Raw genomic sequence first — 16,930 nt, forward strand, 5'->3', positions numbered from 1 at the left:
GATAATATGGCGTGGATGATTAGTGAGTTCGCAAGTGTTGGTAATGTTACGGTGCGGACGCTTCGTTATTATGACAAGATTAATTTATTAAAGCCAAGCGGTTATACTGAAGGTGGGCATCGGTTATATACGAAAGATAATTTGTATGTGCTGCAGCAAATTCAATCGTTTAAGCATCTCGGTTTTTCGCTTGGAGAAATTCAAAATATTATATTGCAGCGTGATATAGAGACGGAAGAATTTTTAAGACAAATACGTTTTCAAAGGGAATTGCTTTTGGCAGAGCAAGAGAGAATTGCGAAGGTGCTTTCGCATATGGATGAGATGACGAAGAAGTTTCAAAAGGAGGAACGAGTGGATGTCGCTTTGTTTTCTTCGTTTTTGCAAACTTTTATATGGGAGAAAGAAAACAAGGAATGGCTAGAGGAACACTTTTCAACGGATAGTGTTCGAGCGTTTTATAATAATAAGGAACTAAAAGAAAAGTTTGAACAGCGATTTATGGATGTGATAGGGAAGTTGAAAAAGTATAAGGTAGAAGAGAAAGATCCGGGTCATCAAGACGTTCAAGTTACCTTGAAGGAATTTTTCAATGTAATAGAAGAAGTAACGAACTATCTTGATACACCTCAAAGTGATATAGAGGATATAATCCAAAAATCAAACCTCCCACTATCCGAATTCCCAGCTCTCTTCACAACTGAAGAAGAAAACTATATAAAAGAAGCAATGCAGCAGTTTAACACCTAGTTAAACTGCTTTTCCATTATAATAGAAGGAAAATCAAACGGAGGGAAACCCACATGCCAACCTACAACAAACTAATCCGAAACAAAATCCCACAAATAATAAAAGCTAACGGAAAAACCCCCACAACAAGAATCCTACCTGAAGAAGAATACATAAAAGAAATCTGCAATAAAACACAAGAAGAACTAACTGAATATCTAGAAGCAGACACAAAAGAACATAAACTCGAAGAGCTATCCGACCTACTAGAACTAATAAACGCCCTAGCCGGACACGAAGGCACAACACTAGAAGAAATCAACAACATCCGCAAAAAGAAAGCAGAGGAAAGAGGTGGCTTCTCAGATCGAGTCTTCCTAATCGAAGTAACCGATAACTAGCCCCTCCTAAGCCCCTTACAAGCCCCTACCAAGTAATAAATCACTAAGAAAAAACATAACAAAAACAAAAACACCAACAAACACCGTAGTAGGAGTCGAAAAAAATTTTGAAATAACACGCCAAAAACCCGACCAACCTCCCATATATATTATGAAGAGGTTTTTATTTTGAACGGAGACGGGAGGAATTAGGATGGCGGTATATCGTAATGTACAGGTGAATTTTTGGCAGGATGATTTTGTTTTGGATTTGACGCCGGAGGAGCGGTATTTTTATGTGTATTTGTTAACTTGTTCGAAGACGACGCAGTGCGGGATTTTTCCTTTTCCGAAGCGGTTAGCTGAGATGGAGACGGGTTATAATCGGGAGACTGTTGATAAGCTTGTGCAGCGCTTTGTTGATTATGGGAAAATTCTTTATGATGCGGATACGCGGGAGTTATTCGTTTTGAATTGGCTTCGTTATAATCCTGTGACGAATACGAATGTGGAGAAGTGCGTGCTTCGTGAGCTTAAAGGTGTGAAGAATAAGGAGTTTGTACATATGTTTCTTCAGAAGTGCGTAGAGGAGGAGCTGAATGTTCCGATGCTTTTAGCACATTTCGGTATGCCGAGTGATTTGGCTGTGGATGATGTAGAGCCAGTTTGTGAGGAGACAGAGGAAGAAGAGGTTATAGAGGAAGAAACGGGAAGTCGTGTTTTTTCTTTTTATGAGCAACATTTTGGTAGTTTGTCTCCTCATACTGTGGAGGAACTGAGTGCGTGGATGGAAGATTTGTCTGAGGAGCTTGTGCTGAAGGCTCTTCAAATTGCGTTTGAGAATAATAAGCGGACGGTTGCTTATGTGAAGGGGATTTTGAGAGGTTGGCACGGGAAAGGTTTTACGAAAGTGTGTGAAGTTGAGGCAGATACGGCTAAGTTTAGGAAGAAGGAGTCGTCTGTTAGTACGGGGGAGACGGAGGAATTCTTGGCACGGTGTGAGGAGTGGGAGAAGAATGCACCGTCAGAGGAAGAGTTGCAGCGCTTTTTAGCGGAACGCGGGTGGCGGCCATGAGTATTCAAAATGTGGAGGCGGAAAAGACGGTGTTAGGTTCTCTACTACTTGATGGAGAGCTTATTAAGGAGTGCCGTTTGACGGAACAGTATTTTTCGATGCCGGTGCATAAGTCTATATTTCAGTTAATGCGAAAGATGGAAGGAGAGGGGCAAGCGATTGACCTTGTGACGTTCACTTCTAGAGTAGATCCGAATTTTTTGAAGGGGATCGGGGGAATGGAGTATTTTATAGGGTTAATGGATGGTGTGCCTACTACTAGCAACTTCTCATATTATGAGGGGCTTGTTCGAGGTGCGTGGAAAATGTATCAGGCTGGTGTTCTCGGGCACAAGATGGGAGAGCGTCTTATTGCGGAGAAGAATGAGAAAATTATTGGTGAGACGATTACGGCACTTTGTGAGTTAGAGGAGAAGGACTGTGTATGTGAGTTTGATTTGAAGGATGCGCTAGTTGATTTATATGAAGAGCTTCATCAAGATGCGAAAGAGATTACTGGTATTGAGACTGGTTATACATCGCTAAATAAAATGACGTGTGGATTGCAGGAAGGTGATTTTGTCGTTCTTGGTGCGCGTCCCTCTATGGGGAAGACTGCGTTTGCGTTAAATGTTGGACTACATGCGGCGAAGTCTGGAGCGGCGGTTGGATTGTTTTCGTTAGAGATGAGTAGCAAGCAATTGTTAAAAAGGATGGCGTCTTGCGTAGGGGAAGTGTCAGGAGGCAGACTGAAAAATCCGAAGCACCGTTTTGCGATGGAAGACTGGGAAAGGGTGAGTAAGGCGTTTGCGGAGATTGGTGAGTTGCCACTTGAGATTTATGATCATGCTGGTGTTACGGTGCAAGATATTTGGATGCAAACTCGTAAGTTAAAAAGGAAGCACGATGATAACAAGATTTTAATTATTGTAGATTACTTGCAGCTTATTACAGGCGATCCAAAGCATAAGGGCAATCGATTTCAAGAGATTAGTGAGATTTCGCGTAAGCTTAAGTTATTAGCGCGTGAATTAAATGTTTGTGTAGTAGCATTGTCGCAATTATCTCGTTCTGTAGAGTCACGGCAAGATAAGCGACCTCTTTTATTTGATCTAAGAGAAACAGGACAAATTGAGCAAGATGCGGATGTCATTATGCTTATGTATCGTGAGGATTATTATGATAAGGAAACGGTGCAGAAAGAGATGACGGAGATTCATGTGGCGAAGCATCGGAATGGGCCTGTTGGTAGTTTTAAGCTGAGGTTTTTGAAGGAGTTTGGGCGGTTTGTGGAGGGGAAATAGTGAAAAGACTTGAGTATTACTTTGCATATAAAATAAAGCATAAGTTTTCCACTGTATTCACTTATGCTTTATTTTTTGAACATGTTTCTTATTTTCCCATAAAGAAAGATTTTCTCTCTGCAGTAATCCACTGCTCCAAATCATCTTGGCTACGTCGGACAAGTCGATTTACTAAAACATCATGCCATACATAATCCTCTAATAAGTATATATGAACGGGGTCATCTGTATAAAAAGCAATATTACGTTCCTCAAGTGATGGGCCATAAATCATTTCTTTCGAATCTATTGATAAAATAAACCAATGTTCTGTAGAGAGGGTTTCTGTATAAGCTGTTATACGATGGGCTTCTAGATTTTTAATAGGATTTTCAACATGCAAGGTAATGCCTTGTACTGTGACTTTATCAGCTACCTCAGCTAGATCCTCTTTTAACGCTTCATACATTTCATCCCACATCGAAATGACAATACGTTGTTCTGCTTTTTTTATTAATGTCTGACAGTAGCTAATGATTGTTTGATTGTCTTTTAAAGTAATTACTCGATTATCCGTTTTTTCCTCGGAAGTTTCTAGTTTTTTTAATGAATCACTAATTCCTTCATAAGTAGACTGCCATTCTGATTGCGCCTTCTGTAAAAAGATTTCAACAGGTAGAGGTGAATAGCGAGTGGTGTCATTTATTTCTTCTTTCATGACAATTCCTTTTTCTACAAGGTTACCTAAAATCTCATAAATTCGCGCTCTTGGGACACCCGAATCCTTACTCACTTGGTAGGCTGTGACAGGCCCTTGTTTAACAAGAGATACATAAGATTTAGCTTCATATTCATTAAAACCAATTTTTTTAAGCTGTTGTACTATGTAGTCCACTTTTTCTTCCTCCGATGTTTGCTTTTATCCCGCTTTAACGGGCAGTAAGACCCCCAACTCAAAATTCAGCGGAAGCAAAGAAGTTAGGTGGGGGTCGGGCTGCCCGTAAAAGCCCGATTGGTGAGGGCTGATAATCAGTGGGGGATGAACAAAACCCCCACTGATTAAAGTTTCACTTTATATTTCAACGTTACAATAACTCTTTACATTTAGCAAATTGATAGTTACTATTACAATAGTGACTAAAGGGGAGGCTACTAGTATGGATTTTTATTTAGACCCATCTGTATTAATGATTTTGATTGTTTTTGGGTTTGTGGCTGCATTTATTGATTCAGTTGTAGGCGGTGGCGGACTCATTGCCTTACCAGCTTTATTATTTACAGGATTGAATCCAGCAAGTGCAGTAGCCACAAATAAGCTAGCATCGACAATGGGAAGTGCAACTAGTAATATTGTGTTTTATCGTTCTGGTAATCTTGATTTAAAATCGGCTTTTAAATTATTTCCAATCACTTTCATAGGTTCCATAATAGGGGCATGGACCGTTCATTTAATGAATCCAGAAGTACTGAAGCCATTAATGCTGATCATGCTTGGTGTGGTCGCTATTTATACGATATTCAAGAAGGATTGGGGAAGTATTTCCACTCATAAAAAATTGTCTGGTCGACACGTCATTATTTTTGCCTTTTTTATTTTTGCTATTGGTTTTTATGATGGATTTCTAGGTCCTGGTACAGGTTCATTTTTAATGTTTTCTCTTTTATTTATTGGATATGATTTTTTAAAAGCAGCAGGTACTGCGAAGTTTCTTAATTTAGGAAGTAACGTTGGTGCATTGTTGATGTTTATGTATGTAGGGCAAGTAAACTATGCGTATGGCTTCATAATGGGGATTGCTCAAATTGCTGGAGGAATTGCCGGATCCAGATTTGCTATAAAAAAAGGAAGCGGGTATGTTCGCGCCCTTTTCATTACAGTAACTTGTTTATTGTTAGCGAAAAATCTGTATGACTATGTACAGTAAGTAATGTAGAAACGTTGAACTATGCAGGCTACATAAATATAATAATTCCTTTTAACATTTTTTAGATGCTATCTTATTCGAAGATAGCATCTAAAAAAGTCTCATTTAAAAGAGAGTGAAAATAATAGTAACGAATATTTTCTCGGGGTATGTTTATCTATTCCACATTCTTTTTATAATTAACTCGTAATAAACTCTTAAAATCTATCTCAGCAATCAACACACTTACTAATATAAGTGTCGCCCCTAAGTATCCTTTTCCTGTAAGTGTTTCACCAGTGAAAACGAAAGCGAAGCCTGCGGAAAAGACAGGTTCTAATGAAAAAATTAGTCCTGTATGTGTAGGCGTTGTGTATTGCTGGGCAATCACTTGCACGATGAATGCGACTGCGGTGCAAAATATGCTTAAGGCTAAGATGATTAGCCATGAGTTGATTGTGCTAGGAAGCTTTGGCGTTTCTATAATGAATGAAAAAATAAGGCTAAATAGGCCGACGAAACCGAGTTGTATGACTCCAAGTGCAATGGAGTTCACATGTTTTGTTACGCTTCCGGTAATGATGACGTGAATGGCATAAAATAAGGCAGATAGTATGCAAAATATATCGCCGTTACCGATTTTAAATTCGCTAGTTAATGTTAATAAGCCGATTCCTATAATCGTTAAAAAGATTCCTACTATAACTTTCTTTTCCGGAATGTGTTTTAAAAATATAGCTGATAATATCGGAATGAAAATGACTGTGAGACATAGTAAGAAACCAGCATTAGAAACACTCGTATACTTCGTGCCGAAAGTCGCGAAAATGTAAACGATAAATAAAACAGAAGCTAATATGAAAGCATATTTTACAGTTTTAAAATCGATCTTAAATAAATGTTTGTAAAATATTAAACCTGATAAAAGAAAAGCGATAATAAATCGTAATGCGATTAAATTATATTCTTCTATGCCATCAAGTCCAAGCTTTGTAAGTAGGATGGATGCACCCCAAAAAAATGTAACTAGTAGTAGCATTAAATCCGCTTTTAATTGTAATTTCATTTCTATTCCCTCGTTATGTATAAATTTTATAATCCCATACCCCTATCCCCATTTTATATTTTAATATTAATTCAGAATATTTGTAACTTAAATTTATCGACGTTTTATTCCATTGATGAAGCCTTTTCATCTTTAGTATGGTGATAACTTCGGAACAATTAGGAAGAGCGATGGTGCGAGTTGGAAAAGAGAGATATTCTCATTGGATTATTGAAAGTTCGGATTTGAAGAAGCTCGGTATATATATCAAAAAACGCCTATTTCATATAGGCGTTTTTTATATGGTGAAGTTATTCCTTTTCAAACTGAAAAATATCCCGATTAATAAGTTGATGGAGATACCTATCCATTTCAGCCGCAGAAACGCTTCTTTCATTTTTAAACCACCATGCGCTTAATGAGGTGATTGCCCCTGAATAAAATTCAATGATTAAATCATTTGGCATCGTATGATTTTTACAAAGTTGATTTAACGCTTCTATTTCTTGTTTTCTCGTTTCGTGACTTAAATGCTGTGTTCGGCTAATAAATTGTTCATCAGACATTTGTGCTTCTAATATTTTACCGATTTCTTCATGATGTAGGAATTGTTCCATTACTTGAAATGGTTTACTTAATCGATCTGAAACCGGTATTTCAGCAATCATCTTGCCGTATCGTTTAAATCCAAATGTTAATAAAGCATCTTTATCTTCGAAGTGTTTATAAAAGGTTGTTCGGTGTACCATTGCGCGGTCACATATTTGGTTAATCGTGATCGTACTATATTTCTGTTTTGATTGCGTCATTAATTCAAATAAGGAATCCCACAGTAATTTATGTGTACGTCTAATACGTAAATCAAGTTGTTTTTCATTATCATTCATCTACAATTCTCCTTTTTTGTAGATTAAATATACAGTAGCTGAAAATTGATTCTCCCTTTTTAATCTACATATGTATATTATATTACATGTGTTCAGGTATATTTAAAGTTTTTTAAGTAAGAAACAGGAGGAGAATTTGCAAATGAATATGACAACTAAGAGCCCTGCAAGTGGCAAAGTTGATAATTCTAATATGAAACATACCCCCATTTTAATCGCATTACTTTTAGGGGCAATGGTTGCATTATTAAATGAAACGTTACTTGGTAATGCGTTAACTGTATTAATGAAAGAATTTGACGTAACAGCTTCAACGATTCAATGGCTTTCTACAGCATACATGTTGGTGGTTGGGGTTTTAGTTCCAATTACAGCGTTACTTCAGCAATGGCTTACAACGAGACAAATGTTTTTAATCGCTATGGTAACATTTTTAGTCGGTACATTAATTGCGGGATTCGCACCGACATTTTCCATTTTATTAATCGGTCGTATCGTCCAAGCAGTAGCGACAGGGTTGATTTCACCGTTATTAATGAATACGATTTTAATTATTTGTCCGCCTGAAAAACGTGGTGCCACAATGGGATTAATTGCACTTGTGATGATGGCAGCTCCAGCAATTGGTCCTACATTATCTGGAGTAATCGTCGACTCATTAAATTGGCGCTGGTTATTCTATATCGTTATTCCTATCGTAATCATTTCAATTATGATTGGGATGAAGTACATTCAAAATGTTTCAGAGTTAACAAGACCAAAAGTAGATTATCCATCTATCCTTTTATCGACATTAGGATTTGGCGGGCTTGTATATAGCTTTAGTGCATCAGGTGACTTAGGCTGGTCCGATACGAAAGTGTATGGCACTTTAATTGTCGGGCTTATCTCATTATGTATTTTTGTCGTTCGACAATTAAAAATTGAGAATCCAATTTTAGAATTACGCGCATTTAAAGTTCCGATGTTTACATTATCAGTTGGATTAATCGTCATTGTGATGATGTCGTTATTTTCAACGATGACTTTATTACCGATGTTCTTGCAAACAGTTTTACTCGTTACAGCTTTTAAATCAGGAATTATCATGCTTCCGGGAAGTATTATTAGCGCTATAATGGGACCAATCGCAGGTAAACTATTTGATAAATTTAGTCCGAAAGTTATTATCGTTCCCGGCATTGTGTTAGTAGGGATTGCGATGTTCTTATTTAAAGGCATTACGCCTGACACATCAATGGTACAAATTATTGTCATGCATAGCGTATTAATGGTTGGACTCATGTTTGTCATGACAGCACAAACATATGGTTTAAATCAATTGACACCAGATTTATATCCGCACGGAACAGCACTGTTTAATACACTGCAACAAGTAGCTGGCGCAATTGGTACGGCTATCTTTATTTCAAAAATGTCTTCAGGAACAGCTAAGTATATGGAAAGCTCCGCAAACCCAATGGACCCAGTAGAGAAGTTAAACGGTTTAACGTCAGGGTTCCAAGGTGCATTTACATTAGGGTTAGTCTTTATCATTGTTGCATTTATCGTATCGCTGTTTTTAAAAGAGGAGAAAAAGGGAGTAGAAGTAGCAGGGGTTTTACAGAACGAAAATTAAGGTTTATATAAAAAGACATCTTTACGATTAAAGATGTCTTTTTATATTTCTTTCGTAATAATAGTTCGAATAGCCGAGGAAAATGTAGTGTATGTATTGTCTGTTTTTTAGTAAGAAGAACTATTGAGAATAACGATATAAGGCCTTACTAATAACTAAAAGTCCAATAATGAGGGAAAGTGTTCTTATAATAAGTTCTGCAACTAATAAGTCACCCATCGTTTTAGTGACATCATACATAGTCCCTGTAATGAGAATAGGTGCGATTATAATGATAATTCCAATTACTATTTGAAGAAGTAGATTGACGTTTTTACTCAAGATAATCACCTCCAAAAAATATTATAAAACAAGTATATGGGATTTTCTGTAATATGCGTGTATTATACTGTATCAAATTAAGGTTATGGTAATGTTTCTAAAATAAAAAGGAGGTGTCACATTGTAAAAAAATGACTCTTGGGACATCTCCTTTTAAGTAGTTGAAATGAAAGATACTTCAATGACAGTTCTATTTTCAGCGTCTGTTATGCAATGTTTGTTAATCCTACATTTCCTCCGTAACATCATACCGAAGCAACTCGCCCTGATTATAAAACCTCTCAAAAATAAGCCCCATAATATAGAAGAATACTAGCCCGAAGCCAATATGAATGAGTGTAAAAGTGGCTCCAAATGAAGAAAATTCATACACGAGAATTGGCAATTTCGCAGTTGTCCAAACGCCTAAGAAAAATACGATGTACCGAATGCTTGCACCTTTTTTTAAGAGTAGTGCTGCGATTGGAAAGGCGACGTAGAGGGGACCAGCTGCAATGCCTCCTAATAATAGAGAAAACAAGATACCATAGATTCCTGATTTTTCGCCCATATATTTCATGAGCGTTTCTTTTTTCACCCACTGATCAAGTAACCCTACAAATAGTAAGACAGGAGGGAGGAGAAACAACATATCTAAAATGCTATTCCCTGTTAGTTGTAATGCGCTCCATCCTAAAGATTGATTTATAAAAGTTAATACAAAGAGCCCGAGTAGTAAGACGAAAAAGAAGCGATATCTTTTTAGTTCTTTCATACCATCACCACCCAAATAATATAGGAGAATAGGAGTGACATGAGTAATGCAGATGCATTACGTGCGTAAGCAAAGCTTCGTCCGAATATCTTTTGTTCCATGGGCAAGGTTGTAATTCCTACTGACATGAGTGTAGACATAAGTGCCGCAACTTGAGGTAGGCCTGCACCGTGTTGTACCAACGTATTCCCAAGTGGGAATACGACGAAGCTTGGAATAAGTGCAACGGAGCCGAGTATTGCTGAATAAATAATCCCTAACAATCCAGACTGTTCTCCAATAATAGAAGATATGAAAGACGGCGTTAATATAGAAAGCGATAAGCCAACGAAAAGCATGATGGAGAGCATGGCAGGGAGAAGATTGCGAAACATTTTCCACGACTTCATTAGAGCATCTTTCGTTTTCTTGCGGTCCTTCATAAAAGAAATCCCAGTAAGAATAATGGCTAAAGTGTAAAGAATCACGCCGTTAATCATGGTCGGATTCCTTTAAGTCTTTATATTTATCTAAGAAAAAGGATAAGTTCTTCATTTTTTCTTCAATATCCATTTGAAAATCTGCCAATTGTTCCTTTCCAGCAGGCGTAATTTTGTACATCTTTCTCGGTTTGTCTTGATGATCTGTACTTACATAAGATTCAATTGCGCCTTCGTTTTCTAATTTTTTTAGTGTTCGATATAAAATGGCGCTATCGATTGGATTAACTGGAAGTTCTTCCTCACACTTTTGCAATAATTGCCCGCCATAGTTATCTCCCTCGGCTAGAAATAATAAAAGAAATGCACCTGTATGTCTTCCTGTATGTTTCATAGATATACCTCCTAGAATGAATTAGAATTTATACTGTTAATGACAGTATACTGTTGTTAACAGTATATGGTGCATGAAGTGTTATGTCAATTTTAAAATGTACGAATTTTGAGGGGGAAGATAACAAGAACATTGTTTTTTTAGCGCTGGTAAACGACGGATAGGAAGGGGCTGTACATCCAAAAAACATAAAAAAAGACACTCTCAAGAGTGCCTCTCCTTAGCAGCCGAATCCGCCGCCCCAACAGCTAGCGCCAACGATGATTAATAAAATAAACAGTACAACAAGTAAAGCGAATCCGCCGCCGAAACCGCAGCCTCCACCACAACTACCGCCATAGCCCATATTAACTCCTCCTTCCATAAAGACCATTAATTAATGGATTTAATTCACTTTATGTTTTTACGGATAAACTTGAGCAGGTCCTTTTGAAAAATAAAGGTACTTGGGATTTTATAAGAGTTGACGACCTTATTTTTGTCACCGCTATTCGGCTGATGACATATTGTATTTTATTCTGTGTATTGGGGGAAGGAGGATCTTTATGGCCAATTCTGAAATGATTTTACGATTACTTACGGATTTAAAGATTGAACAGCAAGCCTTAAAAGAGCAGTTGGAAAAAATACAAACAGCTGTGAATACTCTTGAAGAAAAATCAGCGATTGTGGAAGAAAAACCAACGACTATTGAAGAAAAACCAGCTGTTGCTGCTGCAAAGCAAAGAGCTCATTCTGGACGCCCAACATCTTTTCGTGCTTGGAGAGCATCTACTCAAAAAAATTCATAAAAGTATAAGAAAAGAAGACATCAATTAAGATGTCTTCTTTTGCTTGTACAATCCAAATGAAGTTAAGAAGATATATCCATATTGCTTTAAAAATAAGAAGAAAATAACGATTGTCGACTCCTTTTTTAGTATAGCATGTAATAATAAATAATTTTATGTAATATTGCATATATACGGATTATATAATGTTTAGTCATATATATTTTAGTTGTCTGTTGTCGAAACAGAATTTATCCCCTATTTAAGTAAACGTCAAGTAACGTCGAATTGACTCGCGTATTTGTAGTGTGCTCTTCTGTTTAGATAATAATTTTTCAGTCGGTAATAAAGCTAGCTTAGGGAAAAAGATTAATATATGTACATCAATAATATTGCTAATTATAATTGAGATGAAAGCATTCGTAATATATGGGGGAATAACAAGTAATGAATAAAAAGGCAACATTTAAAATAGGGGCAATGTTTACCATTTTATTAATGGCATGTTTATTTTATGGATATAGGAGTTTAAATAGTTTTTTAGTCTGGAATGAACTCGGTGATATACAGATGATTTCAAGTGAAAAAGAAGTTGCAAATGGTATATATTTTGTAAGGGGAGAGATATATGCTGAACGTGTAACAGGAGATGAAACGCTACTTGCTGATGGGTATGCGGTAGTGAATCGAATTCAAAAGAAAAAAACGACATACTATACACAGACTTCTGCACCAAATCGTTCTTTATGGAGTAACGGTCAAGTAACAGCTTTTTATAATGAACCCATACATATCGGAAATAAAGAATTAAAATTAATAAATAAAGAAAATGTGTCTTTGGAAACTCCCTTTATGGAATTAAATGATCAGAATGTAATTTCAACAAGAATAAATGATATTCAGGCGAATGCTACAAAGTTAGCAGATGGAAATAAACGCTTTTATTCATTTAGAGCAGTGGAAAATAAAGAAAATGTAGTTGTGCTTGGATCAGTAGATGGAAAAGTAATAAAAGAATTACCTAGTAGATATGGGGAATTTGTTTATATTGGAAATACGAAGGAGCAAATTATAGATAGCTTAAAGAATGGGAATAACAAAAATTGGATATATTTCGCTGTGCTTATTATACTAACTAGTATTAGTGGATTTGTATTTTATATGTATTGGAAAGGAAAATGGACAAAAGATGTTTTTGTTTTTACATTTTTCGGACGGAAGATAAATTAAAGAGGATGCATCTTTGCATCCTCTTTAAAAATTCATATGAGTTCTTTTCGTAAGGAAAGTTCTTCTTCATTTTCATATCCAGTAAATAAAATTTCTTCAATTTAAAAGGTACCCCATAAATGATAAATCATACCGAAAACAAAAAAAGCTAGTCCCACAAACAAAACAATTAAAGCAAGCATTCCATTCTTATTATGTTCCATACAGTCAGCTCCTTTTTAGTTATATACAAAAAAGCCTTTAGTCGTAATTATGGCTAAAGGCTTTGGGTATCATACGTTTAAGTTTATAAAAATTTATTTGGTTATGTATCCCGCTATTTGCGGGCTAATAATCAGTGGAGGGTGGACAAAGCCCTCGCTGATTAAAGTTTCACTTTATGGGAGACTTATAGCCTGTAATAATGAGAAAAATAATATAAAGATTGCGATGGAAATAGGTTGTATATTTGAATGTAATCCAAAATGAAAGAAGAATTTACGGCGTTGCTAAATGTATTAACTTGATAATGATGCTTGATTATTAGAATCGAAAAATTTTAGTTTTATTATAATTAATAGAAATGAAAGTAGTATAAATATAAATCCACTCCAAATAAGCTGGTGAATACCTAAGTTTGAAATGAACCAGCCTCCAATAGTTGTGCCTAAAGTAATTCCGAGATTTGAGAATGAAACGAATAGGCTATTACCAAATTCGGGTGCTTCTTTTGCTTCGCTTATTAACCATGTTTGACCAACAATTAATCCGCCGGCATGTATGATTCCCCAAATGAATACCATGAAAATCATTGGAACAAGGTAGGAACCTAAATAATAAACCAATATGTAAACAATAGAATATAAAATAGGGAACGATATTACTGTATTTACTATACTTTTTTGTAGGAGACCACCAAATAATTGATTGCCTAAAATCATAACTATACCAAATATAAATAGCATAATACTGATGAGCGATCCATTCATAGAAGTTACTTTTGCAAGGTACTCGGCGAAGTAGCTGTATACAGAAAACATGGCCGCAAAAAGGAATGTGACGGTTAAAATATTTAACCATAATCCCGGTTTTCCGAGTATACGAATTTGTTTGCCAAAGGACATTTTTTCTTTAACAGGCATAGAAGGAAGTGAGATTAATATTCCAATGAATGCAAGAGCGTTAACAAGCGCTCCGAATAAGAAAGCAATTTCTAGTGAAAACTGGTCTGCAAGGTAAGAGGTTAATGGTACACCTAGAGCAAAACCAACTGTAATTCCCATAAAAACTTTTGTAACTGCTTGACCACTTTTTTCAGGAGGGACAAGTTTAGCAGCAGTTACAAGAGCGATTGAAAAGAAGAGTGGGTGAAGAGCTGCTGGTAAAATACGAAAAATAAGCATGATTTCAAATTGTGTTGTATAAGCGTAGATTATATTTGAAATAACAAAAACAAAGATTGCTGTTAATAAAATTATTTTGCGATTAATACTAGAGACGAGCAGAATTAAAAACGGACCAGAAATAGCAACAACTAGCGCGAATATACTTACTAAAAATCCTGCTTGAGCAGTTGAAATACCAAATTTCTGAGTGATTTGTGGTAATACACCGACAATACCCATCTCGGTAGTAATAATTCCGAACACACCTATTGCTAGTGTCAGAATAAGTAAGGGATTTACTTTTTTCATTTGTGAAAATCTCCATTCTTATTATTATTTTGAAAATAAAGTTGATTCATTAACAAATAAAATGAGCATTATTATAAGTATGATTGGATGTCAAATTTATTAGATTTATGTAATGTTAAATACAATAACAGATATCTAAATAACTAGATATGATATATTAAAAAAAATTTTCCTTTCTATGTTTCTTTCTTTTATAGGTAGTACAATTTTATAAAAGAGTAATTGGACACCTGTAAAAAAGCAGAAGGTGTTAAAGCTAGTAATCAATTGGTAGGTTGATTACTAGCTTTAACTTTATAATTCATTTTGGACGTATTCAGAAAACGCCCGTATTGTTTCTTCATTTCGACGATAGTATGTCCATTTTCCAATTCGGTCAGAGTCAAGTAGCCCTGCCTTTTTCATAGTTAATAAATAACTAGAAATAACCGATTGGGCTAAGCCAGTTTTAAGCTGGATATCTCCTACACACACTCCAATCTGAAAATTAATTCCTTGTTCTAAATAAGGTTTTTCGTCGAAATGGTTTTCTGGATTTTTTAACCATGATAGAATTTGACATCTTGTTTCATTTGACAATGCTTTATAAATTAATGAAGGTTCCATAAGGATATTATATCTACTTTTATAGATTTGTAAATGGGTTTTGATAATTTTAAGGGAAGGAGGTATATGTAGATTCTTTTAAATGTGAATGGGATGCTCTAGTAAGGGGGATTTTTTCTAGATGTGAATTTATAAAAAGTTGTACTTCTGTATTAATTTGGAATATGATTATTTAAAGAGTAGGTGATGAGTACATGCAGGAAACAAAACAATTCCCGCTTATATCTGGAAATCTCTCATTAGATTTAGTGAATACAGAGTTAGTTAGGCGTGGACAACGTTATGATTTATTAATAACGGATGAAGATGTATTAGAATGGCTACATGTAATAAAGGTTAATCTGCCGTTTTGGAATGAAAAAACACTTATTGGAATTCAAGAGCGAATGGATCAAGTTACATCTAGCATATTAGAGGCGAGAGAGGTACTGAGAAAACAGTTTGAGGCAATTGCTGATCAGCACGAAATTTCTAATGATTTTATTACGTATTTAGAAAAACAAATTGAGAAGGCACCATTTACATATAAAGTAATTGAACAACGGCTAGTGCCTATCCCGGTGGGGGAAATTGAGGATGTACTTGCATCGTTAATTGCATTTGATGCTTTAACGTTAATAGCAGAAAATAAGCTTATTTCTCTTAAAAGGTGTTCAAACCCTGACTGTGTTTTATTATTTATAGATAAAAGCGGAAAACGAAAATGGTGTTCTATGAAAATATGTGGGAACCGGAAAAAGGTAGCAAAATTCCAGGATCGAAAATGTGAAGAGGTTTAGGGAATCAACTTATATGAGTTGATTCTTTTTTTTTGTAACTTCAAACTAACCATTTAAAGTGATATTTACAGGTTAGTTTATTCGAGTTATAATGAATGGTAAATAAAGGAGGAGAATGATGAGTAATATAACAGCAGCTAAGCAGAAAGAGGCTTCAACAATAAGTGTACGATATTTCGCAAAAATGAAAGGGAAAGGAAGAAGTCCATTACAAGTAAATATAAAGGACTCTTTAACGGGATTATTAGGGGGATTTTTAACAATTCTCACCTTAACATATTTAACGAGTATAACGTCTACAGAATTACTAATGGCTCCATTTGGAGCGAGTTGTGTATTAGCGTTTGGAGTTTGGAATGCACCGTTATCCCAGCCACGTAATATTATTGGAGGACATTTGATTTCAACTTTTATTGGCCTATCAATCTATCATTTGTTTGGGAATGAATATTGGACGATAGCTTTAGCGGTGGGGATGGCAATAGCTGTTATGATGTTAACGAGAACAACACACCCTCCGGCAGGGGCCGATCCAATTATCGTTATTTTAGGAGCAAATAGTTGGAGTTATTTAGTAACACCGGTTTTAGCTGGTTCCGTTGTTATTGTAGTTATTGCTTTATTCATTAATAATATGAGTAGTAAAAGAAGCTATCCAACTTTTTGGATATAATTTGTAAAGTGAAAAACAATTTGAGTAAGTATTCCGTTTTTACTATGTTTTAATTTTTATATACAAAAAAGCCTTTAGTCGTAATTATGGCTAAAAGTTCCATTTCACATACTTTTTAGTTTACAAAGAAAAGACACCCATATAAGAGTGTCTTTTCCGATAGTTTGTTTAGCAGAAGCAAGAAGCTCCAACGATGATTAATAAAATGAATAACACAACTAATAATGCAAATCCTCCAGCAAAACCGCAGCCTCCGCCGCAACTACCACCAAATCCCATAATAGTTCCTCCTTTAATAAGAGGGGAAAACAAAGGGTCACTCGTGTTTTTTAACGGATTCCATTTACTTTATGTTTTCACGTATAAACATGAGCAGGTCCTTTTGAAAATAAAAAAAGATACCTTGCGGTG

Annotated in this window: 21 protein-coding genes; 10 read left to right on the forward strand and 11 right to left on the reverse strand. The window is 35.7% G+C overall.

Annotated elements, in window-relative coordinates; translation table 11 throughout:
• Positions 1–6: 6 nt before the first annotated feature.
• The 4 genes from ATN06_RS04945 to dnaB all read left to right on the forward strand — a co-directional run bounded on the left by ATN06_RS04945 (position 7) and on the right by dnaB (position 3,467).
• The gene (locus ATN06_RS04945; protein ID WP_060629763.1) at positions 7–750 is read left to right on the forward strand and encodes a MerR family transcriptional regulator; all 744 of its coding nucleotides are present in this window, start codon (positions 7–9) and stop codon (positions 748–750) included.
• 53 nt (positions 751–803) lie between these two features.
• Entirely contained in the window at positions 804–1,130 is a 327-nt protein-coding gene (locus ATN06_RS04950; RefSeq protein ID WP_060629764.1) for a nucleoside triphosphate pyrophosphohydrolase, read from the forward strand.
• A 193-nt stretch (positions 1,131–1,323) separates the two neighbouring features.
• The gene (locus ATN06_RS04955; RefSeq protein ID WP_060629765.1) at positions 1,324–2,184 is read left to right on the forward strand and encodes a DnaD domain-containing protein; all 861 of its coding nucleotides are present in this window, start codon (positions 1,324–1,326) and stop codon (positions 2,182–2,184) included.
• Positions 2,181–3,467 carry a replicative DNA helicase gene (gene dnaB, locus ATN06_RS04960; RefSeq protein WP_060629766.1) on the forward strand — a complete coding sequence of 429 codons (1,287 nt, stop codon included), beginning with the start codon at positions 2,181–2,183 and terminating at the stop codon, positions 3,465–3,467. Before ATN06_RS04955 ends, dnaB begins: the two co-directional genes overlap by 4 nt.
• An 88-nt stretch (positions 3,468–3,555) precedes the next feature.
• Here the strand turns inward: dnaB and ATN06_RS04965 are convergent, their stop codons facing one another.
• Positions 3,556–4,341 carry a TrmB family transcriptional regulator gene (locus ATN06_RS04965; RefSeq protein ID WP_060629767.1) on the reverse strand — a complete coding sequence of 262 codons (786 nt, stop codon included), beginning with the start codon at positions 4,339–4,341 and terminating at the stop codon, positions 3,556–3,558.
• Positions 4,342–4,603: 262 nt separating this feature from the next.
• On the opposite strand from ATN06_RS04965, the gene ATN06_RS04970 reads away from it, so the two are divergent.
• Positions 4,604–5,371 carry a TSUP family transporter gene (locus ATN06_RS04970; protein ID WP_060629768.1) on the forward strand — a complete coding sequence of 256 codons (768 nt, stop codon included), beginning with the start codon at positions 4,604–4,606 and terminating at the stop codon, positions 5,369–5,371.
• Between the two features lie 157 nt (positions 5,372–5,528).
• On the opposite strand, the gene ATN06_RS04975 is transcribed toward ATN06_RS04970, so the two are convergent.
• Together ATN06_RS04975 and ATN06_RS04980 are read right to left on the reverse strand one after the other, a co-directional pair.
• Complete coding sequence (locus ATN06_RS04975) at positions 5,529–6,416, reverse strand: DMT family transporter (RefSeq protein ID WP_060629769.1); 888 nt, start codon at positions 6,414–6,416, stop codon at positions 5,529–5,531.
• A 290-nt stretch (positions 6,417–6,706) separates the two neighbouring features.
• Positions 6,707–7,282, reverse strand: a complete 576-nt coding sequence (locus ATN06_RS04980; protein ID WP_060629770.1) for a TetR/AcrR family transcriptional regulator — start codon at positions 7,280–7,282, stop codon at positions 6,707–6,709.
• 142 nt (positions 7,283–7,424) lie between these two features.
• On the opposite strand from ATN06_RS04980, the gene ATN06_RS04985 reads away from it, so the two are divergent.
• Positions 7,425–8,900, forward strand: coding sequence for an MDR family MFS transporter (locus ATN06_RS04985; RefSeq protein WP_060629771.1), 1,476 nt, complete (start codon positions 7,425–7,427; stop codon positions 8,898–8,900).
• 120 nt (positions 8,901–9,020) lie between these two features.
• Here ATN06_RS04985 and ATN06_RS04990 read toward each other — a convergent pair whose 3' ends face one another.
• The 5 genes from ATN06_RS04990 to ATN06_RS05010 form a co-directional block, all read right to left on the reverse strand.
• Positions 9,021–9,221 carry a hypothetical protein gene (locus ATN06_RS04990; protein WP_060629772.1) on the reverse strand — a complete coding sequence of 67 codons (201 nt, stop codon included), beginning with the start codon at positions 9,219–9,221 and terminating at the stop codon, positions 9,021–9,023.
• A 226-nt stretch (positions 9,222–9,447) separates the two neighbouring features.
• The gene (locus ATN06_RS04995; protein ID WP_060629773.1) at positions 9,448–9,975 is read right to left on the reverse strand and encodes a permease; all 528 of its coding nucleotides are present in this window, start codon (positions 9,973–9,975) and stop codon (positions 9,448–9,450) included.
• Positions 9,972–10,454 (reverse strand): hypothetical protein, encoded by a 483-nt coding sequence (locus tag ATN06_RS05000; protein ID WP_060629774.1) that lies wholly within the window; start codon positions 10,452–10,454, stop codon positions 9,972–9,974. The genes ATN06_RS04995 and ATN06_RS05000 overlap by 4 nt, the downstream gene beginning before the upstream one ends.
• Positions 10,447–10,788: a PadR family transcriptional regulator gene (locus tag ATN06_RS05005; protein WP_000683187.1), complete on the reverse strand. Its 342-nt coding sequence runs from the start codon at positions 10,786–10,788 to the stop codon at positions 10,447–10,449. Before ATN06_RS05005 ends, ATN06_RS05000 begins: the two co-directional genes overlap by 8 nt.
• Positions 10,789–11,008: 220 nt before the next feature.
• On the reverse strand, positions 11,009–11,134 hold the full coding sequence (locus ATN06_RS05010; RefSeq protein ID WP_000540377.1) for a YjcZ family sporulation protein: 126 nt from the start codon (positions 11,132–11,134) through the stop codon (positions 11,009–11,011).
• A 199-nt stretch (positions 11,135–11,333) separates the two neighbouring features.
• On the opposite strand from ATN06_RS05010, the gene ATN06_RS05015 reads away from it, so the two are divergent.
• A complete protein-coding gene (locus ATN06_RS05015; RefSeq protein ID WP_060629775.1) occupies positions 11,334–11,579 on the forward strand; it encodes a hypothetical protein in 246 nt (81 codons plus the stop codon).
• Between the two features lie 426 nt (positions 11,580–12,005).
• Positions 12,006–12,788: a hypothetical protein gene (locus tag ATN06_RS05020; RefSeq protein WP_060629776.1), complete on the forward strand. Its 783-nt coding sequence runs from the start codon at positions 12,006–12,008 to the stop codon at positions 12,786–12,788.
• A 497-nt stretch (positions 12,789–13,285) separates the two neighbouring features.
• On the opposite strand, the gene ATN06_RS05030 is transcribed toward ATN06_RS05020, so the two are convergent.
• Together ATN06_RS05030 and ATN06_RS05035 are read right to left on the reverse strand one after the other, a co-directional pair.
• A complete protein-coding gene (locus tag ATN06_RS05030; RefSeq protein ID WP_060629778.1) occupies positions 13,286–14,461 on the reverse strand; it encodes an MFS transporter in 1,176 nt (391 codons plus the stop codon).
• A gap of 294 nt (positions 14,462–14,755) precedes the next feature.
• A complete protein-coding gene (locus ATN06_RS05035) occupies positions 14,756–15,067 on the reverse strand; it encodes an ArsR/SmtB family transcription factor (protein ID WP_060629779.1) in 312 nt (103 codons plus the stop codon).
• Positions 15,068–15,261: 194 nt separating this feature from the next.
• On the opposite strand from ATN06_RS05035, the gene ATN06_RS05040 reads away from it, so the two are divergent.
• Together ATN06_RS05040 and ATN06_RS05045 are read left to right on the forward strand one after the other, a co-directional pair.
• Positions 15,262–15,846, forward strand: a complete 585-nt coding sequence (locus ATN06_RS05040) for a CGNR zinc finger domain-containing protein (protein ID WP_060629780.1) — start codon at positions 15,262–15,264, stop codon at positions 15,844–15,846.
• 118 nt (positions 15,847–15,964) lie between these two features.
• A complete protein-coding gene (locus ATN06_RS05045) occupies positions 15,965–16,519 on the forward strand; it encodes an HPP family protein (protein ID WP_060629781.1) in 555 nt (184 codons plus the stop codon).
• Positions 16,520–16,687: 168 nt separating this feature from the next.
• Here the strand turns inward: ATN06_RS05045 and ATN06_RS28015 are convergent, their stop codons facing one another.
• On the reverse strand, positions 16,688–16,798 hold the full coding sequence (locus ATN06_RS28015; protein ID WP_000505681.1) for a YjcZ family sporulation protein: 111 nt from the start codon (positions 16,796–16,798) through the stop codon (positions 16,688–16,690).
• Between the last annotated feature and the right edge of the window lie 132 nt (positions 16,799–16,930).

Origin of the sequence: Bacillus thuringiensis, from assembly GCF_001455345.1 — a bacterium.
Classification (GTDB): domain Bacteria; phylum Bacillota; class Bacilli; order Bacillales; family Bacillaceae_G; genus Bacillus_A; species Bacillus_A thuringiensis_N.